The sequence below is a fragment of the Acidovorax sp. GW823-FHT01C06 genome (assembly GCF_058798375.1).
Map to the genome: position 1 here is coordinate 140,695 of NZ_JBXAKN010000008.1, position 17,106 is coordinate 157,800.

Annotated in this window: 15 protein-coding genes and 1 other RNA gene; 5 read left to right on the top strand and 11 right to left on the bottom strand. The window is 69.2% G+C overall.

Features of this window, described 5'->3' with window-relative positions:
• Positions 1–89 precede the first annotated feature (89 nt).
• The gene (locus AC1RCS_RS17180) at positions 90–422 is read left to right on the top strand and encodes a thioredoxin family protein (RefSeq protein WP_218341613.1); all 333 of its coding nucleotides are present in this window, start codon (positions 90–92) and stop codon (positions 420–422) included.
• A gap of 97 nt (positions 423–519) precedes the next feature.
• On the opposite strand, the gene AC1RCS_RS17185 is transcribed toward AC1RCS_RS17180, so the two are convergent.
• The 4 genes from AC1RCS_RS17185 to AC1RCS_RS17200 form a co-directional block, all read right to left on the bottom strand.
• A complete protein-coding gene (locus AC1RCS_RS17185) occupies positions 520–3,675 on the bottom strand; it encodes an efflux RND transporter permease subunit (protein ID WP_218297641.1) in 3,156 nt (1,051 codons plus the stop codon).
• A 15-nt stretch (positions 3,676–3,690) separates the two neighbouring features.
• Positions 3,691–5,040: an efflux RND transporter periplasmic adaptor subunit gene (locus AC1RCS_RS17190; protein WP_492245456.1), complete on the bottom strand. Its 1,350-nt coding sequence runs from the start codon at positions 5,038–5,040 to the stop codon at positions 3,691–3,693.
• A 178-nt stretch (positions 5,041–5,218) separates the two neighbouring features.
• Complete coding sequence (gene rnhA / locus AC1RCS_RS17195; RefSeq protein ID WP_218297643.1) at positions 5,219–5,668, bottom strand: ribonuclease HI; 450 nt, start codon at positions 5,666–5,668, stop codon at positions 5,219–5,221.
• Positions 5,665–6,534 (bottom strand): class I SAM-dependent methyltransferase, encoded by an 870-nt coding sequence (locus tag AC1RCS_RS17200; protein WP_218297644.1) that lies wholly within the window; start codon positions 6,532–6,534, stop codon positions 5,665–5,667. The genes rnhA and AC1RCS_RS17200 overlap by 4 nt, the downstream gene beginning before the upstream one ends.
• On the opposite strand from AC1RCS_RS17200, the gene gloB reads away from it, so the two are divergent.
• On the top strand, positions 6,533–7,309 hold the full coding sequence (gene gloB / locus AC1RCS_RS17205) for a hydroxyacylglutathione hydrolase (RefSeq protein WP_492245455.1): 777 nt from the start codon (positions 6,533–6,535) through the stop codon (positions 7,307–7,309). The genes AC1RCS_RS17200 and gloB overlap by 2 nt on opposite strands.
• Positions 7,306–8,832 (top strand): transglycosylase SLT domain-containing protein, encoded by a 1,527-nt coding sequence (locus AC1RCS_RS17210; RefSeq protein ID WP_218297646.1) that lies wholly within the window; start codon positions 7,306–7,308, stop codon positions 8,830–8,832. Before gloB ends, AC1RCS_RS17210 begins: the two co-directional genes overlap by 4 nt.
• A gap of 39 nt (positions 8,833–8,871) precedes the next feature.
• On the opposite strand, the gene AC1RCS_RS17215 is transcribed toward AC1RCS_RS17210, so the two are convergent.
• The 6 genes from AC1RCS_RS17215 to dnaX form a co-directional block, all read right to left on the bottom strand.
• Positions 8,872–9,024 (bottom strand): DUF3096 domain-containing protein, encoded by a 153-nt coding sequence (locus AC1RCS_RS17215; RefSeq protein WP_218297647.1) that lies wholly within the window; start codon positions 9,022–9,024, stop codon positions 8,872–8,874.
• Between the two features lie 199 nt (positions 9,025–9,223).
• Positions 9,224–10,276: an ABC transporter substrate-binding protein gene (locus AC1RCS_RS17220; protein WP_492245454.1), complete on the bottom strand. Its 1,053-nt coding sequence runs from the start codon at positions 10,274–10,276 to the stop codon at positions 9,224–9,226.
• Between the two features lie 171 nt (positions 10,277–10,447).
• Positions 10,448–10,873 carry an MAPEG family protein gene (locus AC1RCS_RS17225; RefSeq protein ID WP_218297649.1) on the bottom strand — a complete coding sequence of 142 codons (426 nt, stop codon included), beginning with the start codon at positions 10,871–10,873 and terminating at the stop codon, positions 10,448–10,450.
• Between the two features lie 100 nt (positions 10,874–10,973).
• Positions 10,974–11,564: a recombination mediator RecR gene (gene recR, locus AC1RCS_RS17230; RefSeq protein WP_218297650.1), complete on the bottom strand. Its 591-nt coding sequence runs from the start codon at positions 11,562–11,564 to the stop codon at positions 10,974–10,976.
• Positions 11,565–11,717: 153 nt separating this feature from the next.
• Entirely contained in the window at positions 11,718–12,050 is a 333-nt protein-coding gene (locus AC1RCS_RS17235) for a YbaB/EbfC family nucleoid-associated protein (RefSeq protein WP_492245453.1), read from the bottom strand.
• A gap of 228 nt (positions 12,051–12,278) precedes the next feature.
• Positions 12,279–14,246 (bottom strand): DNA polymerase III subunit gamma/tau, encoded by a 1,968-nt coding sequence (gene dnaX / locus AC1RCS_RS17240; protein WP_492245452.1) that lies wholly within the window; start codon positions 14,244–14,246, stop codon positions 12,279–12,281.
• Positions 14,247–14,474: 228 nt separating this feature from the next.
• On the opposite strand from dnaX, the gene ffs reads away from it, so the two are divergent.
• An RNA gene (ffs, locus tag AC1RCS_RS17245) (signal recognition particle sRNA small type) lies at positions 14,475–14,571 on the top strand.
• Between the two features lie 249 nt (positions 14,572–14,820).
• Positions 14,821–15,576 (top strand): hypothetical protein, encoded by a 756-nt coding sequence (locus AC1RCS_RS17250; RefSeq protein WP_492245451.1) that lies wholly within the window; start codon positions 14,821–14,823, stop codon positions 15,574–15,576.
• Positions 15,577–15,728: 152 nt separating this feature from the next.
• Here the strand turns inward: AC1RCS_RS17250 and AC1RCS_RS17255 are convergent, their stop codons facing one another.
• Positions 15,729–17,084 (bottom strand): TIGR03862 family flavoprotein, encoded by a 1,356-nt coding sequence (locus tag AC1RCS_RS17255; RefSeq protein ID WP_492245450.1) that lies wholly within the window; start codon positions 17,082–17,084, stop codon positions 15,729–15,731.
• Between the last annotated feature and the right edge of the window lie 22 nt (positions 17,085–17,106).

Here is a 17,106-nt window from a genome sequence, read left to right on the forward strand (position 1 = left end):
TGCCGGGCCGGTACCCGTCCACCCCTGTCCCGCTAATCTGGAACCCACTGCCTTCCACTTATTTTTATTTCCCTCCGTGGACTCTGCCCATGACCTACGCCGCCCAGCACCTTGCCACGCCCCCCTCCCGCGACGATGTGGACCGCCTGCCGGGCGCGGCCGTCGTCGAGTTCGGCACGCCCTGGTGCGGCCACTGCCAGCGGGCCCAGCCCCTCATCGAGCAGGCGCTCAAGGGCCGCGCGGACGTGGCGCACATCAAGGTGGAAGACGGCCCCGGCCAGCGCCTGGGCCGCACTTTTGGGGTCAAGCTGTGGCCGACGCTGGTGTTCCTGAAGAACGGGCAGGAAGTGGCGCGCCTCGTGCGGCCGCAGGCCCTGCAGGAGGTGCTGGATGCGTTGCAGGCGAACGCGGGGCCGGCCTGACCACGCCCCGGCGTCCTGAACGAAAAGAAGCCCCGAGGGGGCTTTCCTTTCATCCGGTCCTCATGCACGCGCCCGGCGCCCCGGGCCGGAAGGGGCGCTACTTGGCCACGTAGTCATGCGGGTGCAGCGGATGCGCGGGCTCCTCGGCCGCCACCGCCGTGTTCGCGCCCGGCACGGCCCGGCGCGCGAACAGCGTGTACATGGTGGGCACCACGAAGATGGTGAGCAATGTGCCCAGCGACATGCCGCCCACGATCACCCAGCCGATCTGCGTGCGCGTCTCGGCCCCCGCGCCCGAGGCCAGCGCCAGCGGGATGGCGCCGAGCACCATCGCGCCCGTGGTCATCAGGATGGGGCGCAGGCGCTGCGCCGAGGCCTTGACCAGCGCGTCCACCATCTCCATGCCCTGCTCGCGCAGCTGGTTGGTGAACTCGACGATCAGGATCCCATGCTTGGTGATCAGCCCCACGAGCGTGATCAGCCCGATCTGCGAATACACGTTGAGCGACCCCCCGCTCCACTTGAGGGCCAGCAGTGCCCCGATCATCGACAGCGGCACCGAGACCATGATCACCAGCGGGTCGATGAAGCTCTCGAACTGCGCCGCCAGCACCAGGAAGATGAACACCAGCGCCAGCACGAACACGATGCCCAAAGCGCCCTGTGAGCTCTTGAACTCGCGCGACGTGCCGTTCAGATCCGTGGTGTAGCCCGGCCGGATGACCTTGGCGGCGGTGTCATCCATGAACTTGAGCGCCTCGCCCAGCGAGTAGTCGGGCGACAGGTTGGCCGTGATGGTGGCCGAGCGGCGCTGCCCGAAGTGGTTGAGCTCGCGCGGGCTCACGCTCTCGCGCACCTTGACCAGGCTGGACAGCGGGATCATCGAATCGTTGCGTCCCCGCACGTAGATGGTGTCGATGTTCTCGGGCGTGGTGCGGCCCCGGGCCGCCGTCTGCACGATCACGTCGTACTGCTCGGCATCGCGCTTGTAGCGCGTCACCGTGCGCCCGCCCAGCATGGTCTCGATGGCCTTGGCCACCACGTCCACGCTCACGCCCAGGTCGGCCGCGCGCTCGCGGTTCACCTCGATGCGCAGCTCGGGCTTGTTCAGGCGCAGGTCGATGTCGGGCCCGATGATGCCGGGGTTCCGGGCGATCTCGGCCATGAACGCGGTGGTCACCTGGTTGAGGTTCTCGTAGCTGTCCGAGGTCTGGATCACATAGGTGAGCGGGCGCGCCCGGAACCCCTGGCCCAGCGACGGCGGGGTGATGAGGAACGAGCTGACGCCCGGCAGGTTGCCCACCTTGGGCTGGAGCTCGCGCGCAAGCTCCAGCGTGGTGCGCTTGCGGTTTTCCCAGTCCACCGTGCGGTAGATCACGCTGCCCTGCGCCACGGTGGGGTTGCCGATGTTGGCGAAGATGCGGTCGAACTCGGGGTACTCGCGGCCGACCTTCTCCAGCTCCAGCGCGTAGCGGTTGGTGTAGTCCAGCGTGGCGCCGTCGGGGGCGGTGACGTTGACAAGCACCGTGCCCCGGTCTTCCAGCGGCGAGAGCTCCTGCCGCATGCTCGGGTACACCACCACCAGTGCGGCGCCGCTGACCGCCATGACCGCGATCACGATCCAGCGCGCCTGAAAGACCGCGCCACGGATGCCGCCGCGCCCCGCGCCCTGACCGCCCCAGCGCGCCGTCACGATCCAGCGCAGCAGGCGGCCGTAGGCGTCCGACAGCGCCGTGAGCCAGCGCTCCATGGAGCGGTCGAACCAGTTGGGCTTGGGGTTGTGCTTGAGCAGGAGCGAACACATCATGGGCGACAGCGTGAGCGCCACGAAGCCCGACACCACCACCGCGCCGGCCAGCGCCAGCGCGAACTCCACGAACAGGCGCCCGGTGCGGCCGGGCGTGAAGGCCAGCGGCGCATACACGGCCACCAGCGTGAGCGTCATGGCCACGATGGCAAAGCCGATCTCGCGCGCGCCCTTGATGGCGGCGGAGAACGGGTCCAGGCCTTCCTCGATGTGCCGGTAGATGTTCTCCAGCATCACGATGGCGTCGTCCACCACCAGCCCGATGGCCAGCACCAGCGCCAGCAGCGTGAGCGTGTTGATGGAAAAGCCCGCCAGCGACATGAGCGCGAAGCTGCCCACCAGGCTCACCGGGATGGTGATGATGGGGATGATGGACGCGCGCAGCGTGCGCAGGAACACGAAGATCACCAGCGCCACGAGCACCACGGCTTCGGCGATGGTGGAGTACACGCTCTTGATGGACCGGTCGATGAACAGCGAGTTGTCGTTGGCCACGTCGATCACGATGTCCGAGGGCAGGTCGTCCTTGAGCACGGGCATCATCGCGCGCACGCCCTGCGACAGCTCCAGCGGGTTGGCCGTGGCCTGCCGGATCACGCCGACCGAGATGGCCTCGCGCCCGTTCAGGCGCACGCGGCTGCGGTCGCTGGCCGCGCCCTCCTCCACGCGCGCCACGTCGCGGATGCGCACCGGAAAGCCGTTGACGGTGCGGATCACCACCTCGGCGAACTGCCCGGGCGTGGCCAGGTCGGTCTGCGATGTCACGCTGAACTCGCGCTGCTGCGACTCGATGCGCCCCGCGGGCAGCTCCAGGTTGTTGCGCCGGATGGCGTCTTCCACGTCCTGCGTGGTCAGGCGGTAGCCGGCCATGCGTTCGGGGTCGAGCCACACGCGCATCGCGTACTTGCGCTCGCCATAGATGGGCACGTCGGCCACGCCGGTCACCGTCTGCAAGCGCGGCTTGACGATGCGGTTGACGAGGTCGTTGATCTCCAGCGGCGTGCGGGTGTCGCTGCTGAAGGCCAGCCACATCACGGGCGAGGCGTCGGCCTCCACCTTGGCGATCACGGGCTCGTCCACCGCGTCGGGCAGGCGGTTGCGCACACGGGCCGTGCGGTCGCGCACTTCGGCGGCCGCGTTGTCCGCGTCCTTCTCCAGGCGGAAGCGCACGCTGATCTGGCTCTGCTCGGGGCGGCTGATGGAGGTGATCACATCCACCGCGTCGATGCCGGCGATGGAATCCTCCAGCGGCTTGGTGACCTGCGACTCGATCACCTCCGCCGAGGCGCCCGCATAGCGCACGCTCACCGTCACCACGGGCTCGTCGATCTTGGGGTACTCGCGCACCGACAGGCGCGTGAAGCTCACGGCGCCGATCAGCAGCACCAGCAGGGACAGCACGGTCGCAAAGACCGGCCGGCGTATCGATATTTCAGCGAGTTGCATGGCAGTCCTGGTGCTTCATCGATCGCGCGCGGGACGCGGGCCGGATGGCACCGCCTTGCCGGATGCGCCCGCAAGCTGGCAGGGGCTGGCCCCGGGCAGCGGGGCCACCAGGGCCGGCGAAGGCGCCGCGGCCACAGGCACGGGGGCGGAGCCGGCCGCGCCCGGTGCCGGGGCATCGGCCAGCGCCGCGGGCGCCGCCGAAGCGGGCTGCGCCGCGCCGGTGGCCGGCTTGCCCAGTTCCACCACGCGCACCACGGTGCCGTCCTTCTGGATGCGCTGCTGCCCTGCGGTCACCACCAGGTCACCCGTGGCAAGGCCGTCCACCACTTCCACAAACCCCGGCGTGCGCACGCCCAGCTTGACCGGCGTGCGCCGCGTGACCCGGCTGCCGGGCTCCTTGCCCTCGACGATCCTGAGCACGTAGGGGCTGGTGCCGTCCGGCACGACAGCCTCTTCCGGGATGACCCGGGCGTCGGCGCGCTCCGAAAACACCGCTGTCACCCGGGCAAACATGCCAGGGCGCAGCTGCAGGCGGCGGTTGTCGATGCATCCGCGCACCGCCACGGCCCGGCCGTCGGCATCGATCTGGGGGTTGATGGCCTGCACCACGGCGGCATAGCGCACGCCCGGCAGCGCGTCGAACGCCACCTGGGCGGTCTGGCCCGTGCGGATCTTGCCTTGCAGGCGCTCGGGCAGGCGGAAGTCCACGTACACGGCATCCAGGTCTTCCACGTTGACGATGTCGGCGCCATCCTTGAGGTAGTCGCCCACGTTCACGCCCCGGATGCCCGCAATGCCGTCGAACGGCGCCACGATCTTCAGGCGCGAGGCCGTGGCCTGCGCCAGGGAGAGCTTGGCCTGGGCCACCTCCAGGTTCGCGGCGCTTTCGTCCACGGACCGCTGGCTGATGAAGCCCTGGGCCACGAGCTCCTGGTTGCGCTTGTGGTTGGCCCGGGCAATCGACAGTTCGGCCTGGCCCTGCTGGACCTGGGCACGCGGCAACTGGTCGTCGAACTGCACCAGCACCTGCCCGCGGCGCACGCGCTCGCCGTCCCGGAAATTGAGCTGGGTGATGCGCCCGCTCACCTCGGGGCGCAGCACCACGCTCTGGCGCGAACGCAGGCTGCCCACGGCCTCGGCGTCATCGCGCATCGCCATCTGCCGGACGGCCACCGCCTCGACCGCCACCGGCCGGCCGGCCCCACCCGGGGCGCCGCCCCGGGCGGATGCGCCATTGCCACCGCCGGCCAGGGCCGCCTCGGTGCGCGGGGCCTGCACGGATTTCTTCTGCAGCCACCATGCGGCACCGGAGGCTGCAGCGATGCCGATGACGGCGAAAACGATGTATCTGTGCTTGGACGCCATGGATCAATGAAACCGGGTGAAGTGGGAAAGCGCAACCAAAGAATGTATCAGTGCGTGTCTTGACCTGCAGCAACTCGCGGCTTGACCCCAAGGTCAATTGCGGCAGTTTTACGCAGGCTTTACACAAGGCGCGCACAAAAAAGGCTCCCGAAGGAGCCTTGGCTGGCGAAGAGCGCCGTCACGCGCGGCCCAGGGCCTTGTCCACGCCGCGGTTGGCCAGCGCATCCGCGCGCTCATTGCCCGGATCGCCAGAATGCCCCTTCACCCATCGCCACTCGATGCGATGCCCGCCGGTGCTCACCAGCGCATCCAGGCGCTGCCACAGCTCGACGTTCTTGACGGGCTGCTTGGAGGCGGTGCGCCAGCCCCGGGCCTTCCAGCCATGAATCCATTCGGTGATGCCCTTGCGCACATATTCGCTGTCCAGGTACAGCGTCACGGCGCAGGGCCGCTTCAAGGCGGAGAGCGCCTCGATCACGGCCAACAGCTCCATGCGGTTGTTGGTGGTGCCCAGCTCGCCGCCAAAAATCTCCTTCTCCGTCGGGCCGGAACGGAGCACGGCGCCCCATCCCCCCGGACCCGGGTTGCCCTTGCAGGCGCCATCTGTGTATATCTCTACCTGGTTCAAACTGTGTTCCTGTCTCTTTCGGCGGCCGTGATGGCCCGGGAGGTGCGCGCGGGCGTACCCGCCGCGTGTGCGCGGTTGGCGATGGGCACCGTGGCGGCGGACCGCTGGCGGCTGGTGCGCCAGGCGGGCTCCAGCAAGCGCATGCCATGCACCCGCTTGACCGCCACGATGAAATAGGCGGCGCCAAAAATGGGCCACCATTTCTCACCCAGCCCATCCATGAAGCCAAAGCGCTCCAGCCACCGGGTGGTGCGCACCGCTGGACGATAACAGCCAAAACGGGCGGATTCGACCTCGAAACTCAAAAGCCTGAGCCAGTCGCGCAACCGCCGGTAGCCAATGAACTCGCCCACGTCGGGCAGGTACAGCGTGCCATTGCCCATGCGCTGGTACATGCGTGCGCGCCACTGGCGCAGCCCCCACAGGCTCGTGGGGTTCAGCCCGCTGATGACCACGCGGCCCTCGGGCACCAGCACCCGCTCCACCTCGCGCAGGGCGGCGTGGGGGTCGACACTCAGCTCCAGCGTATGGGGCAGGACCAGCAGGTCCAGGCTGGCCTGCGCGAACGGCAGGGCCACGGGCTCGGCGAGCAGGTTGACCATGCGGCACTGCAGGGGCGCGTCCACGCCACTGCCCGCCTCCAGAAAGCCCAGGGAGCCCTGGACGCCCTCCTGGCCCAGGGCCAGCCACTGGTGCGGCATGCGGTTGGCGCGCAGGCCGTCAAGCAGGGGCATGCCAAGCTGCAGGCTGTGGTATCCAAAAATATCCGCCACCGCCTCGTCGAAGCGCGCCTGCTCCCACGCCAGCAGGTACCGGCCCGGCGGGGAATCGAACCAGTGGTGCAAACCTATAATTTGATCGCTCATGAACTTGCTGCCGCTGCCCGCCTTTACCGACAACTACATCTGGATGCTGCACAACGGCCGCCAGGCGCTCGTCGTCGACCCGGGGGATTCCGCGCCCGTGCTGCAGGCACTGCAGCAACTGGACCTGCAGTTGCAGGCCATTCTAGTCACGCACCACCACGCCGATCATGTCGGTGGCGTCGATGCCGTGCGCGACGCCACCGGCGCCACGGTGTATGGCCCCGCGCGGGAGCAGATCCCCGGGCCCCTGCACCGCCTCGCGCAGGGCGATACGGTGGACGCGCTGGGGCTGCGCTTCGAGGTCATCGACGTTCCGGGCCACACCGCCGGCCACATCGCCTACTACTGCCCCGACATCGACGGTGAGCCCCTGCTGTTCTGCGGCGACACGCTTTTTTCCGGCGGCTGCGGCCGGCTGTTCGAGGGCACGCCGGCCCAGATGCTGGACTCCCTGGACCAGCTGGCGGCCTTGCCCGGCAACACCCGCGTGTGCTGCACGCACGAGTACACCCTGTCCAACCTGAAATTCGCACGGGCCGTGGAACCCGGCAACGATGCGCTGCTCCACTACAGCAGCCAGTGCGAGGCGCTGCGGGCACGCCACCAGCCCACGCTGCCTTCGCGCATGGCCCTGGAGCGAGACATCAACCCCTTCCTGCGTGTGCGCCAGCCCGCGGTGGCCCAGGCCGCCCGAGGCTACGACGCGCAGGTGAATCAAGACGATGCAGTGGCGGTACTGGCCGCGCTGCGCCAATGGAAAAACGAGTTTCGATGAAAATTTTGCACATCGCCTGCCTGGCCTGCGCGCTCTGGCTCACGGGCTGCGCCACCACCGCGCCATCGCAGGACAGCGCAGCCGGCACCGCCCCTTCATCCTCCACCGGCGCTGCGCCCCGCACCGCCTCCCACACCCCCGTCATTCCCAACGGACCGCTGCGCCCCATCACGGCGGCGCAGGCGGCCAGCGGCGAGGTCGCATCGCTCTCCACCCCCGCCGACCTGTGGGACCGCATCCGCCGGGGCTTCGCGATGCCCGACCTGCAGCACGAACTGGTGCAGGACCGCGAGCAGTGGTACGCCACGCGCCCCGACTACATGCAGCGCATGACCGAGCGCTCCAGCAAGTACCTGTTCCACATCGTCGAGGAGCTGGAGCGGCGCGGCATGCCCACCGAGCTGGCGCTGCTGCCCTACATCGAAAGCGCGTTCAATCCCCAGGCCGTCTCCAGCGCCAAGGCGGCTGGCATGTGGCAGTTCATGCCCGCCACGGGCAACTATTTCGACCTCAAGCAGAACGCATTTCGCGATGACCGCCGCGATGTGCTCGCATCCACGCGCGCCGCGCTCGACTACCTGCAAAAGCTCCATGGCATGTTTGGCGACTGGCACCTGGCCCTGGCCGCCTACAACTGGGGCGAAGGCAGCGTGGGCCGGGCCATCGCCCGCAACCAGAAGCAGGGGCTGGGCACCACGTACACCGACCTCAACATGCCGGCCGAAACCCGCATGTACGTGCCCAAGCTGCAGGCCGTCAAGAACATCGTTGCCCACCCCGAGGCCTTCCGCACCGAGTTGCCGCTCATCGAGAACCACCCCTACTTCCAGACGGTGGACATCACCCACGACATCGACGTGGCCCTGGTGGCCACGCTGGCGGGCGTGCGCGAGGAGGACTTCCGGGCGCTGAACCCCTCCTTCAACAAGCCGGTGATCCTGGCGGCCGGCACGCCGCAGATCCTGCTGCCCTGGGACAACGCCAAGGTGTTCCAGCGCAACCTCGAAGCCCGCCGCGAAGGGCAGTACGCCAGCTGGACCGTGTGGTCCGTGCCCTCCACCATGACGGTGGCCGAAGCGGCGCAGCGCGCGGGCATGAGCGAGAACGACCTGCGCAGCGTCAACAACATACCGCCCCGCATGCTGATCAAGGCGGGCTCGGCCCTCATGGTTCCGCGCTCGTCGGCCATCCGCCAGGACGTGTCGTCCCACCTGGCGGACAACGGGCAGGTCGCTTTCTCTCCGGAGATCGTCACCCGCCGCACCACCGTGCGGGCGGGCAAGGGCGAAACCGTGGCGAGCATCGCCCGCCGCTACAAGCTCGCGGCGGCCAGTGTCGCGGACTGGAACGATGTGCGCGCGACGGCCGCCTTCAAGGCAGGCCAGCAGGTCGTGGTGTATCTGCCGGTGCGGCAGGCCAGCCAGGCACGGGGCACGGTGGCGCGGGCGGGCACCGCCGCCAAGCGGCCGGCGGCCGCGCCGTCGCGCCGGGGCGGCACGCCCTCCAAGGTCAAGCGCCGCTGAAAAGCCCCTGAAAGGGCAGCGCGGACAGAGGCGCCCGCCTCAGAACTTCAGCGTGTGCATGCCCAGCAGCCCCAGGATGCCCATGATGATGAGGTACAGCGCCACGATGGTGCTGAGCAGGCGGGGCATGACCAGGATGAGGATGCCCGCGATCAGGGAGACAAGCGGGCCGATGCTGAGGGTGAACGTCATGGAGCGATCCTTGGTGGAGGGGTGAGTGGTATGCCGAGGCTACGGCCAACCGAACGCCGACGAATGTAAGCCATCTTCCCGACCCGGATGCCGCAGGCGCCACACGGAATGGGCGGCCTCACTTCATGTCTCCAGCGCCCTGCCCCCGCCCCACGGCAACGGCCGCCGCAAAGCGCCCCCGAGAGGCGCCGCCGCACGTTCAGACGCTGAATTTCTGGCGCGCCTTGCGCACGAAGTCGTTGGTGTAGGTGCGCGCCAGCTCCACCTTGAAATCTCCCAGCTCGGGGTGCACGCGCGCCAGCACGCGCAGCGCCGTGGCCGCGCCATCGTCGGGCATCACCCCGTTGGGCGAGTAGGTTTCCCGCACGCGGCTGAAGGCGGCCAGGTACAGCCCCCGGTCGCCCATCAGGTAGCCCGCGGGCACGGCCTTGACAAGGTCGGCAGGGGCCGCGGTCTGCAGCCACTTGAGGGCGTGCACGATGCCGTTGGCCAGCGCCTGGGCCTGGGCGGCGTTCTTTTGCAGGAAGGCCTGCGGCGCATAGAGGCAGCTGGCGGGCATCGCGCCGCCGAACATCTCCTGCGCGGCCTTGAGCGAGCGCATGTCGGCCGCGATGCGGGTGTCCGCCTTCTGCTCCAGCAGCGTCATGATCGGGTCGGCATGGCACAGCGCATGCACCTGGCCGGAGCGCAGCGCATTCATCGCGGCCGTGCCGGAGCCCACGCCGACAAAGGCCACATCGCGCGGGCCCAGGCCCGCGCGCGCCAGCACCAGGCTGGCCGCCAGGTGCGTGGACGACCCCGCGGACGACACCCCGATGCGCCGCCCCTGCAGGTCGCCGAGATCCTTGTAGGCCGGCAGCGACCGCAGCGAGACCCCCAGTGCCAGCTGGGGCGCGCGCCCCTGCACCACCAGCGACCGGAACGCCTGGCCCCGCACCTGCTGGCGGATGGTGTGCTCGAAGGCGCCGGCACAGACATCGGCCGCGCCCTCCTGCACCGCCTGCAGCGCCAGCGCGCCGGCCGAGAAATCGCGCACCGTCACGTCCAGCCCCTCGGCGCGGAAATAGCCCAGCTGGACAGCGAGCGCCAGCGGCAGGTGGTAGAGCACGCCCTGCCCGCCCACGGCGATCGTGACATTGCCCAGTGCCGCGCCTTCGGCCTGTGCCCGCACGGCGGCCGGCGCGAACACCGCGGCCGCCGACAGGGCGGACACGGCACCAAAGGCGCGGCGGGTGAGCAAGGGGCGGGTCATGGCAATCCGGAAAAATATCGATGCTGCATTGCAACAATCGTGCCGCAGAGCGGGCCAGCCCGCATCAGGGGGATTCCCAGCGGGTTTCTACGTACCAGGGTCGAAAAACAGGGGCTACGGCCCCGGGCGAACCGGCCGTCCTGGCCCTTTGCAAGCCAGGCGCGGTGCGGGTCAGCGGTAGCCGACGAACAGGATGGCGATGTTGACCAGAAACGCCCCGGCCCAGATCGCGCTGCGCACGGTGGGCATGTCGGAAACGTACATCATGATGTAGAAGATGCGCAACATGACATACAAAAATGCCAGGATGTCCAGCAATGTCTGCCCCGCCCCCAGCAGGTGCGCAATGATCACGGCGCCGATGAAGAACGGCAGTGCCTCGAAGCTGTTGGCCTGCGCCGCATTGGCGCGGGCCCGCCAGTCGGTCTGACGGGCCATCCAGGCGCGGGGGTCCCGGTTGTCGAAACCCCCGTCCTTGCGCGGCTTGCCGAAGCTGCCGCTCTTGGCCAGCCAGGCACAGGCGATGGGAAGCAGTGCCGCGATCAGCACGCACCAGTAGGCCACTGTGAACCGTGCGACATGCATGGTGGTATTCATTTTCAAGCCTTTTCGGGCCCCAGCGCTTTATAGATAAGCGCTGGCAGCTATTAAATTGTGAGTATTCTAGCCGCCGTGGCGCCCTTTTTCCACGCAGGGCCTAGCGGCGGTCCACCAGCGCATGCGCAATCGTGCCCAGGTCCACATATTCCAGTTCGCTGCCCACGGGCACGCCGCGCGCCAGCCGCGTCACGTGCAGCCCCCGGCTCTTGAGCGCCTCGCTGATCACATGGGCCGTGGCCTCGCCTTCGGCATTGAAATTGGTCGCCAGGATGACCTCCTGCACCGTGCCATCGGTGGCGCGGCCCATGAGTTTCTGCAGGCCGATCTCCTTGGGGCCGATGCCGTCGAGCGGGCTCAGGCGCCCCATGAGCACGAAGTACAGCCCCTTGAACGCCCCCGTGCGCTCCAGCGCCGCCTGGTCGGCCGGCGTCTCCACCACGCACAGCCGCGTGGCGTCGCGCGCAGGGTCCAGGCAGGTGCCGCACACCTCGGCCTCGGTGAACGTATGGCAGCGCGCGCAATGGTGCACGGTGCCCACCGCCTCGCCCAGCGCCCGCGCCAGCGCCAGCGCCCCCTCCCGGTCATGCTGCAGCAGATGGAACGCCATGCGCTGCGCAGACTTCACCCCCACCCCCGGCAACCGGCGCAGCGCCTGGATCAAGACATCAAGGGAATCGGAAGCAGACATGCAGGTATTGGTTTTCAAAAACTCCGCCCTCAAGGGCGTAGCGAGCGGGATCAGCTGCCAGGCGGCCGGAGCGCGGGAACCGCAGCGTACTTCCTGTACGTGAGGCTTGCGAGCACCGCCCAACGACGCAGATCGCCCGCTCGGCAGCCAGCCTCAGAAGGGGAATTTCATGCCGCCGGGGAGGCCTGGCATGCCTTGCGTCAGCTTGCCCATCTTCTCCGCCGAAGTCTCCTCCGCCTTGCGCACCGCCGCATTGAACGCCGCAGCCACCAGGTCTTCGAGCATGTCCTTGTCTTCGGCCAGCAGGCTCGAGTCGATGGTGATGCGCTTGACGTCGTGCTTGCAGGTCATCAGCACCTTCACCAGGCCGGCACCCGATTCACCTTCCACCTCGATGAAGGCCAGCTCGTCCTGCGCCTTCTTGAGGTTGTCCTGCATCGCCTGGGCTTGCTTCATGAGACCGGCGAGTTGTCCTTTGTTGAACATGGTGTGTTTCCTTTGCTTCTTTCTGGTTGATCGATTCCCACGAAGGGACAGAGATTCGGTATCCGAGATGCACGGTATTGTGCTGTGCAATGTCAGCGGCCGTCGAAACTGGCACACCCCAATCCAGTGCACTCGTGGAGCTGGCCGTGCCAGGCCACCGAGTGCGTCCGCCTCCCGCGAAGCGAGAGAGGGGGAAGGCGCCGAAGGCGACTCAGGGGGAGCTTCATCTCACGCAGGCTTGATGCTGCCCGGCACGATTCTCGCGCCGTAGTCGCGCATCAGCGATTGCACATAGGGGTCGTTGTTCACGATCTCTTCGGCGCGGCGCTGGCGCTCGGCAGCGGCGGCCGCATTGCGGCGGGCCGGGCTGTCGATGACATTGCCCACCTCCACACTGATCTGGGTGGCGTGCCCCGCGGCCTCCAGCGCGGCGCGCAGGCGCTCGCGGGCGGTGGGCTGATTGAGCGACTCGCGCTCCACGCGCAGCAGCCAGTGGCCACCGTCGCGCGCCACCAGCTGCGACTGCAGGGCCAGCTCACGCACCAGGGCGGTGATCGATTCCGCCGCCACCATCTGCTGCACGGTGGCATGCCAGACATCGCCCTCCTCGGTGGGCGTGTAGCGCGCGGAAACAGGCGCGGGGGCCGAAAGCGGCAGCGGTTGCAGCCGCTCCCCGGGTTCGGGCGTCTCGCGCACCGGAATCGCTACGAATTCAGGAGCACCTTGCGCATGCGAGGACTGCGCTGGGGGCCGATTTCGCTCAAACCGATCGGACGTGCGCACCGGCAGCGCGGTGGCGGCCGAGGGGGCAGGCGCCGCGGCGCCCGGCTCGTCCGAGCCCGGCCAGGGAGGTGGCTCGGAGGCATCGGCGGATTCTGGTGAAGGGGCGTCTTGCGCCAACGCCGGGGCCACGGCGGGCTCCGGCGAAGCCGCCGGCACCTGGGGAGGTGGCGCGGCGGCCAGGGCCGGGGCAACCACGGGTGCCGGCATGGCGGCATCCGCCGCCGCGGGCACCGCGGAAACCGCCGGTGGCGGGCCAGAAGACGCCGCTTCAGGCCGCGTCAGAGTTTTTTTTTCAGCCGTTTCGCCCGAAGGCTTGAACGCCAGCAAGCGCAGCAGCACCATGGTCAGCGCCGCATACTCATCGGGCGCCAGGCCCAGTTCGCCGCGCCCGTGCAGGCACAGGCTGTAGAGCAGCTGGGTTTCGTCGGCGGGCATCAGGCCGGCAAGCCGCGCCGTTTCCGCCGCCTCGGGGTCGTCGGCATCCACGGCAGCCGCCATCTGCGGCACGGCCTGGAACACGGCCATGCGCTGCAGCACGGCGCTCATCTCTTCCAGCGTGGAAGCGGCAGACAGGCCATTGAGGCGCAGCGTGTCCGAGGTTTCCACCACCGTCTTGCCATCGCCACGGGCCAGCGCGTCGATGAGGCGGAACACGTAGGAGCGGTCCACCGCGCCCAGCATCTGGCGCACGGCGGCCTCCTGCAGCTGGCCGCTGCCAAAGGCGATGGCCTGGTCGGTGAGCGACAGCGCATCGCGCATGGAGCCACGCGCCGCGCGCGAGAGCAGGCGCAGCGCCGGGGGCTCGGCCGGCACGTTCTCCGACGCCAGCACCTGCGTGAGGTGCGACAGCACGGTCTCCGGCGCCATGGGACGCAGGTTGAACTGCAGGCAGCGCGAAAGCACGGTGACCGGCACCTTCTGCGGGTCGGTCGTGGCGAGCACGAACTTGAGGTACTCGGGCGGCTCTTCCAGCGTCTTGAGCATGGCGTTGAACGCCGTGTTCGTGAGCATGTGCACTTCGTCGATCATGAAGACCTTGAAGCGGCCCTGCACCGGCTTGTAGACAGCCTGTTCCAGCAGGCTCTGCACCTCGTCCACGCCCCGGTTGGAGGCCGCGTCGAGCTCGGTGTAGTCCGGAAACCGGCCACTGTCGATGTCGCTGCAGGCCGCGCACACGCCACACGGCGTGGCGGTGATGCCGCCCTGCCCATCGGGCCCCTGGCAGTTGAGCGACTTGGCCAGGATGCGCGACACCGTCGTCTTGCCCACGCCCCGCGTCCCGGTGAACAGGTAGGCATGGTGCAGCCGCTGCTGGGTGAGCGCGTTGGTCAGGGCCTGCACCACGTGCTCCTGCCCCACCATTTCGGTGAAATTGCGGGGGCGGTACTTGCGGGCGAGCACGAGATAGGACATGGGGGGTGATTCTAGGGCCCATGGCGTACCGGGTCTGGGTGCCGCGGCCCGCCATCCGCGAAAGCCCTGCGCCGCCCGGCACCGGCTCGCGCGCCCACGCCAGACACGCCGCCCAGGGGCCGCCCCTGGCGTGGGCAACGCCGCGCTGGCGTCGTCGCCCTTTGCAATTGCAGGCCATTCGAGAGGAGTAAAAAATGGCGTCCTGTTCAGGAGGTAGAATCCCATCCTGACGGGCCTCCCCGCATGGTGAAGCGGCCAACCGGGTCAGGTGGGGAACCAAGCAGCCCTAACTGTGGAGCCAGTGCCGGGGGTAAGGCTCGTCAACTTCTCTTTTCTTGCCTGCGCGGCGTGCCCGCGAGCGGCATTCCTGGCGCGGTGTTGTCGCGCATCCCCTCCCCCACCCCGTTCCCCTTCGTGGCATGCGCTGGCCGCCTCCTGCGCGCACAGGCACGCGGCGCGAGCGCATGTCAGTCCTTTCCCACGCTGTTTTGCGGCTTTCGGGATTGCGCCGCCCCGGGCGGCAGGCGCACACTTTGTTGCATCGCTTCATCCTTTCTTTTCATCGGGTGCCGCCATGTCAACCCCCCTGACTGCGCAAGTGATTTTTTCCTTCCGTTACCGGCGCGCCTTGCCGGCGCGTGCGCGCCGGCCGCAAGCCCTGGCCCGCATGCTGCCCGGGCGCCCGGTGGTGGGCTGGCTGTGCCTGGCCGTCGCGGGCGCGGCCTGGGGAGCCGACTCCCAGTTCGCCGACGAGGCGCGGGCCAGCCTGGAGCAGGAAACGGCCCGCCTTTCCGCCGCGTACGAGGTCCACAGCGTCGAGCTGCCCAGCATGGGCGAGACGGCCCCGCCATGGGCCACCTCGGGAGCGGCCCAGCCGGGCAGCAGCTTCAACAGCACGCAGCACATCGGCGTGACGCGCTGGCTCACGCCCGAAACGTCCGATAGCGGGGGCCGATTCGGGCTGTCGCTGGGCATGAGCGCGCCGGCACCCTCGGCCGCTGGCGCCCCCCTGGCGGGCGGCGCCCTGCCCCCCGCCAGCCTGGACCTCGGGGTTCGCTGGCGGTCCCGCCTGGACAGTGGGCGCCATCTGGACATTTCCGCCTGGACACGTCCTCTCCCGGCAGGCCAGCCCCAGGACGCGATGGGCATGATCTGGCAGTCGCAGCCGCCGATGTATGGAACCCGGGTGGAGGTGCAATGGGCCTCCTCCCGCACCCGGGGGCTGGTGCCCGAGTTTGGCGCCATCGGCGTGCAGCTGCAGGGCGGATCGCGCCTGGTGCTGCGGGCGCGCAAGGGCGGCCCGATGCTGTATTACCGCGCCAAGTTTTGAGCCCCCCTGAGCCCCCTGAGCCGCCTGCGGCGTCTGCCCCCCGGGGGGAGGCCTCCGGTGGACCGGCGCAGCCGGATCCACGGTGGCGGTGGCGGCGTGTCAGTTTTGAACGCCGAAGGGAACTTCCATCTGGATGAAGGAGCCGCCGAAAGCTACACCCCGCGTTGGCGAATCCAGTCCAGCGCGCCGTGCCCGGCCACGCGACCACTCGCCAGACAAGCCGTGAGCAGGTAGCCGCCGGTGGGGGCTTCCCAGTCGAGCATCTCCCCCGCGCAGAACACGCCGGGCGCGGCGGCGGCCATGAGGCGGGCATCGAGCGCGTCAAAAGCCACGCCGCCCGCGGTGCTGATGGCCTCGTCCAGCGGCCGCGCGGCGACCACCGTGACGGGCAGCGCCTTGATCGCGTGGGCCAGCGCCACGGGGTCGTTCATCCCGTCCTTGCCCAGGTGCTCGTACAGGATGCCGGCCTTGATGCCGTCCAGCCCCAGGCGGCTCTTGAGATGGCTGGACAGCGAGCGCGACCCGCGTGGATGGCGCACCTCCACCAGCACGCGTTCGGGCGTGTGGTCGGGCAGCAGATCCAGGTGAAAAGTGGCATGGCCGTGGGCCTCGATCTCGTCGCGCAGCAGGTGCGATGCGGCATAGACCAGGCTGCCCTCCACGCCCGTGGCCGTGGCCACGAACTCGCCCCGGCGGCTGAAGGCGCGGCCCTGGCTGTCGGTGAACGCCAATGCCACCGTCTTGAACGGCTGGCCCGCGAACCGCCCGGCGAAGTGGGGCGTCCAGCCCGTGGCGGGAGCAGGTGTGCGGCCGATGAGCTCCTGCAGGAACGCGCGGCGCGTCTCCCCCGCAGGCACATCCCCACGAAGCACGTCGAAACCGCAGTTGGCGGGGCGCAGCGGCGCCACGGCAAGCCCACGCCCGGCCAGCAGGGGCACCCAGGCGCCGTCCGAGCCGAGGCGCGCCCAGCTGCCGCCCCCGAGCGCCAGCACCACGGCGCGCGCCTGCACCCGCTCCTCGCCCGACGGCGCGGCGAAGCGCAGCGCGCCATCGTCCGCCCAGCCCAGCCAGCGGCGGCGCATGTGGAACACCACGCCCTGCCCCCGCAGGCGCTGCAGCCAGGCGCGCAGCAGCGGGGCGGCCTTCATGTCGGCCGGAAAGACCCGGCCCGAGGTGCCCACGAAGGTCTCCACCCCCAGCCCCTGCGCCCAGGCGCGGATCTCGGGCCCGCCCCACGCGGTGAGCCAGGGCTCGACCTGCGGCTGGCGCTCCGCAAACCGGGCGGCGAACGGCGCATGGGGCTCGGAATGCGTGAGGTTCAGCCCCCCCTTGCCCGCCAGCAGGAACTTGCGCCCCACCGAGGGCATGGCGTCGAACAGATGCACCGCCACGCCCGCCTGCGCCAGCACTTCGGCGGCCATGAGCCCGGCGGGGCCTCCGCCCACGATGGCGACGTCGCAGTGCAGGCCGGCCACGTCGTCGGGGGCGGGAGGAAGGGAAACATTCATGGGGAAAACCTTTGGATGGGAG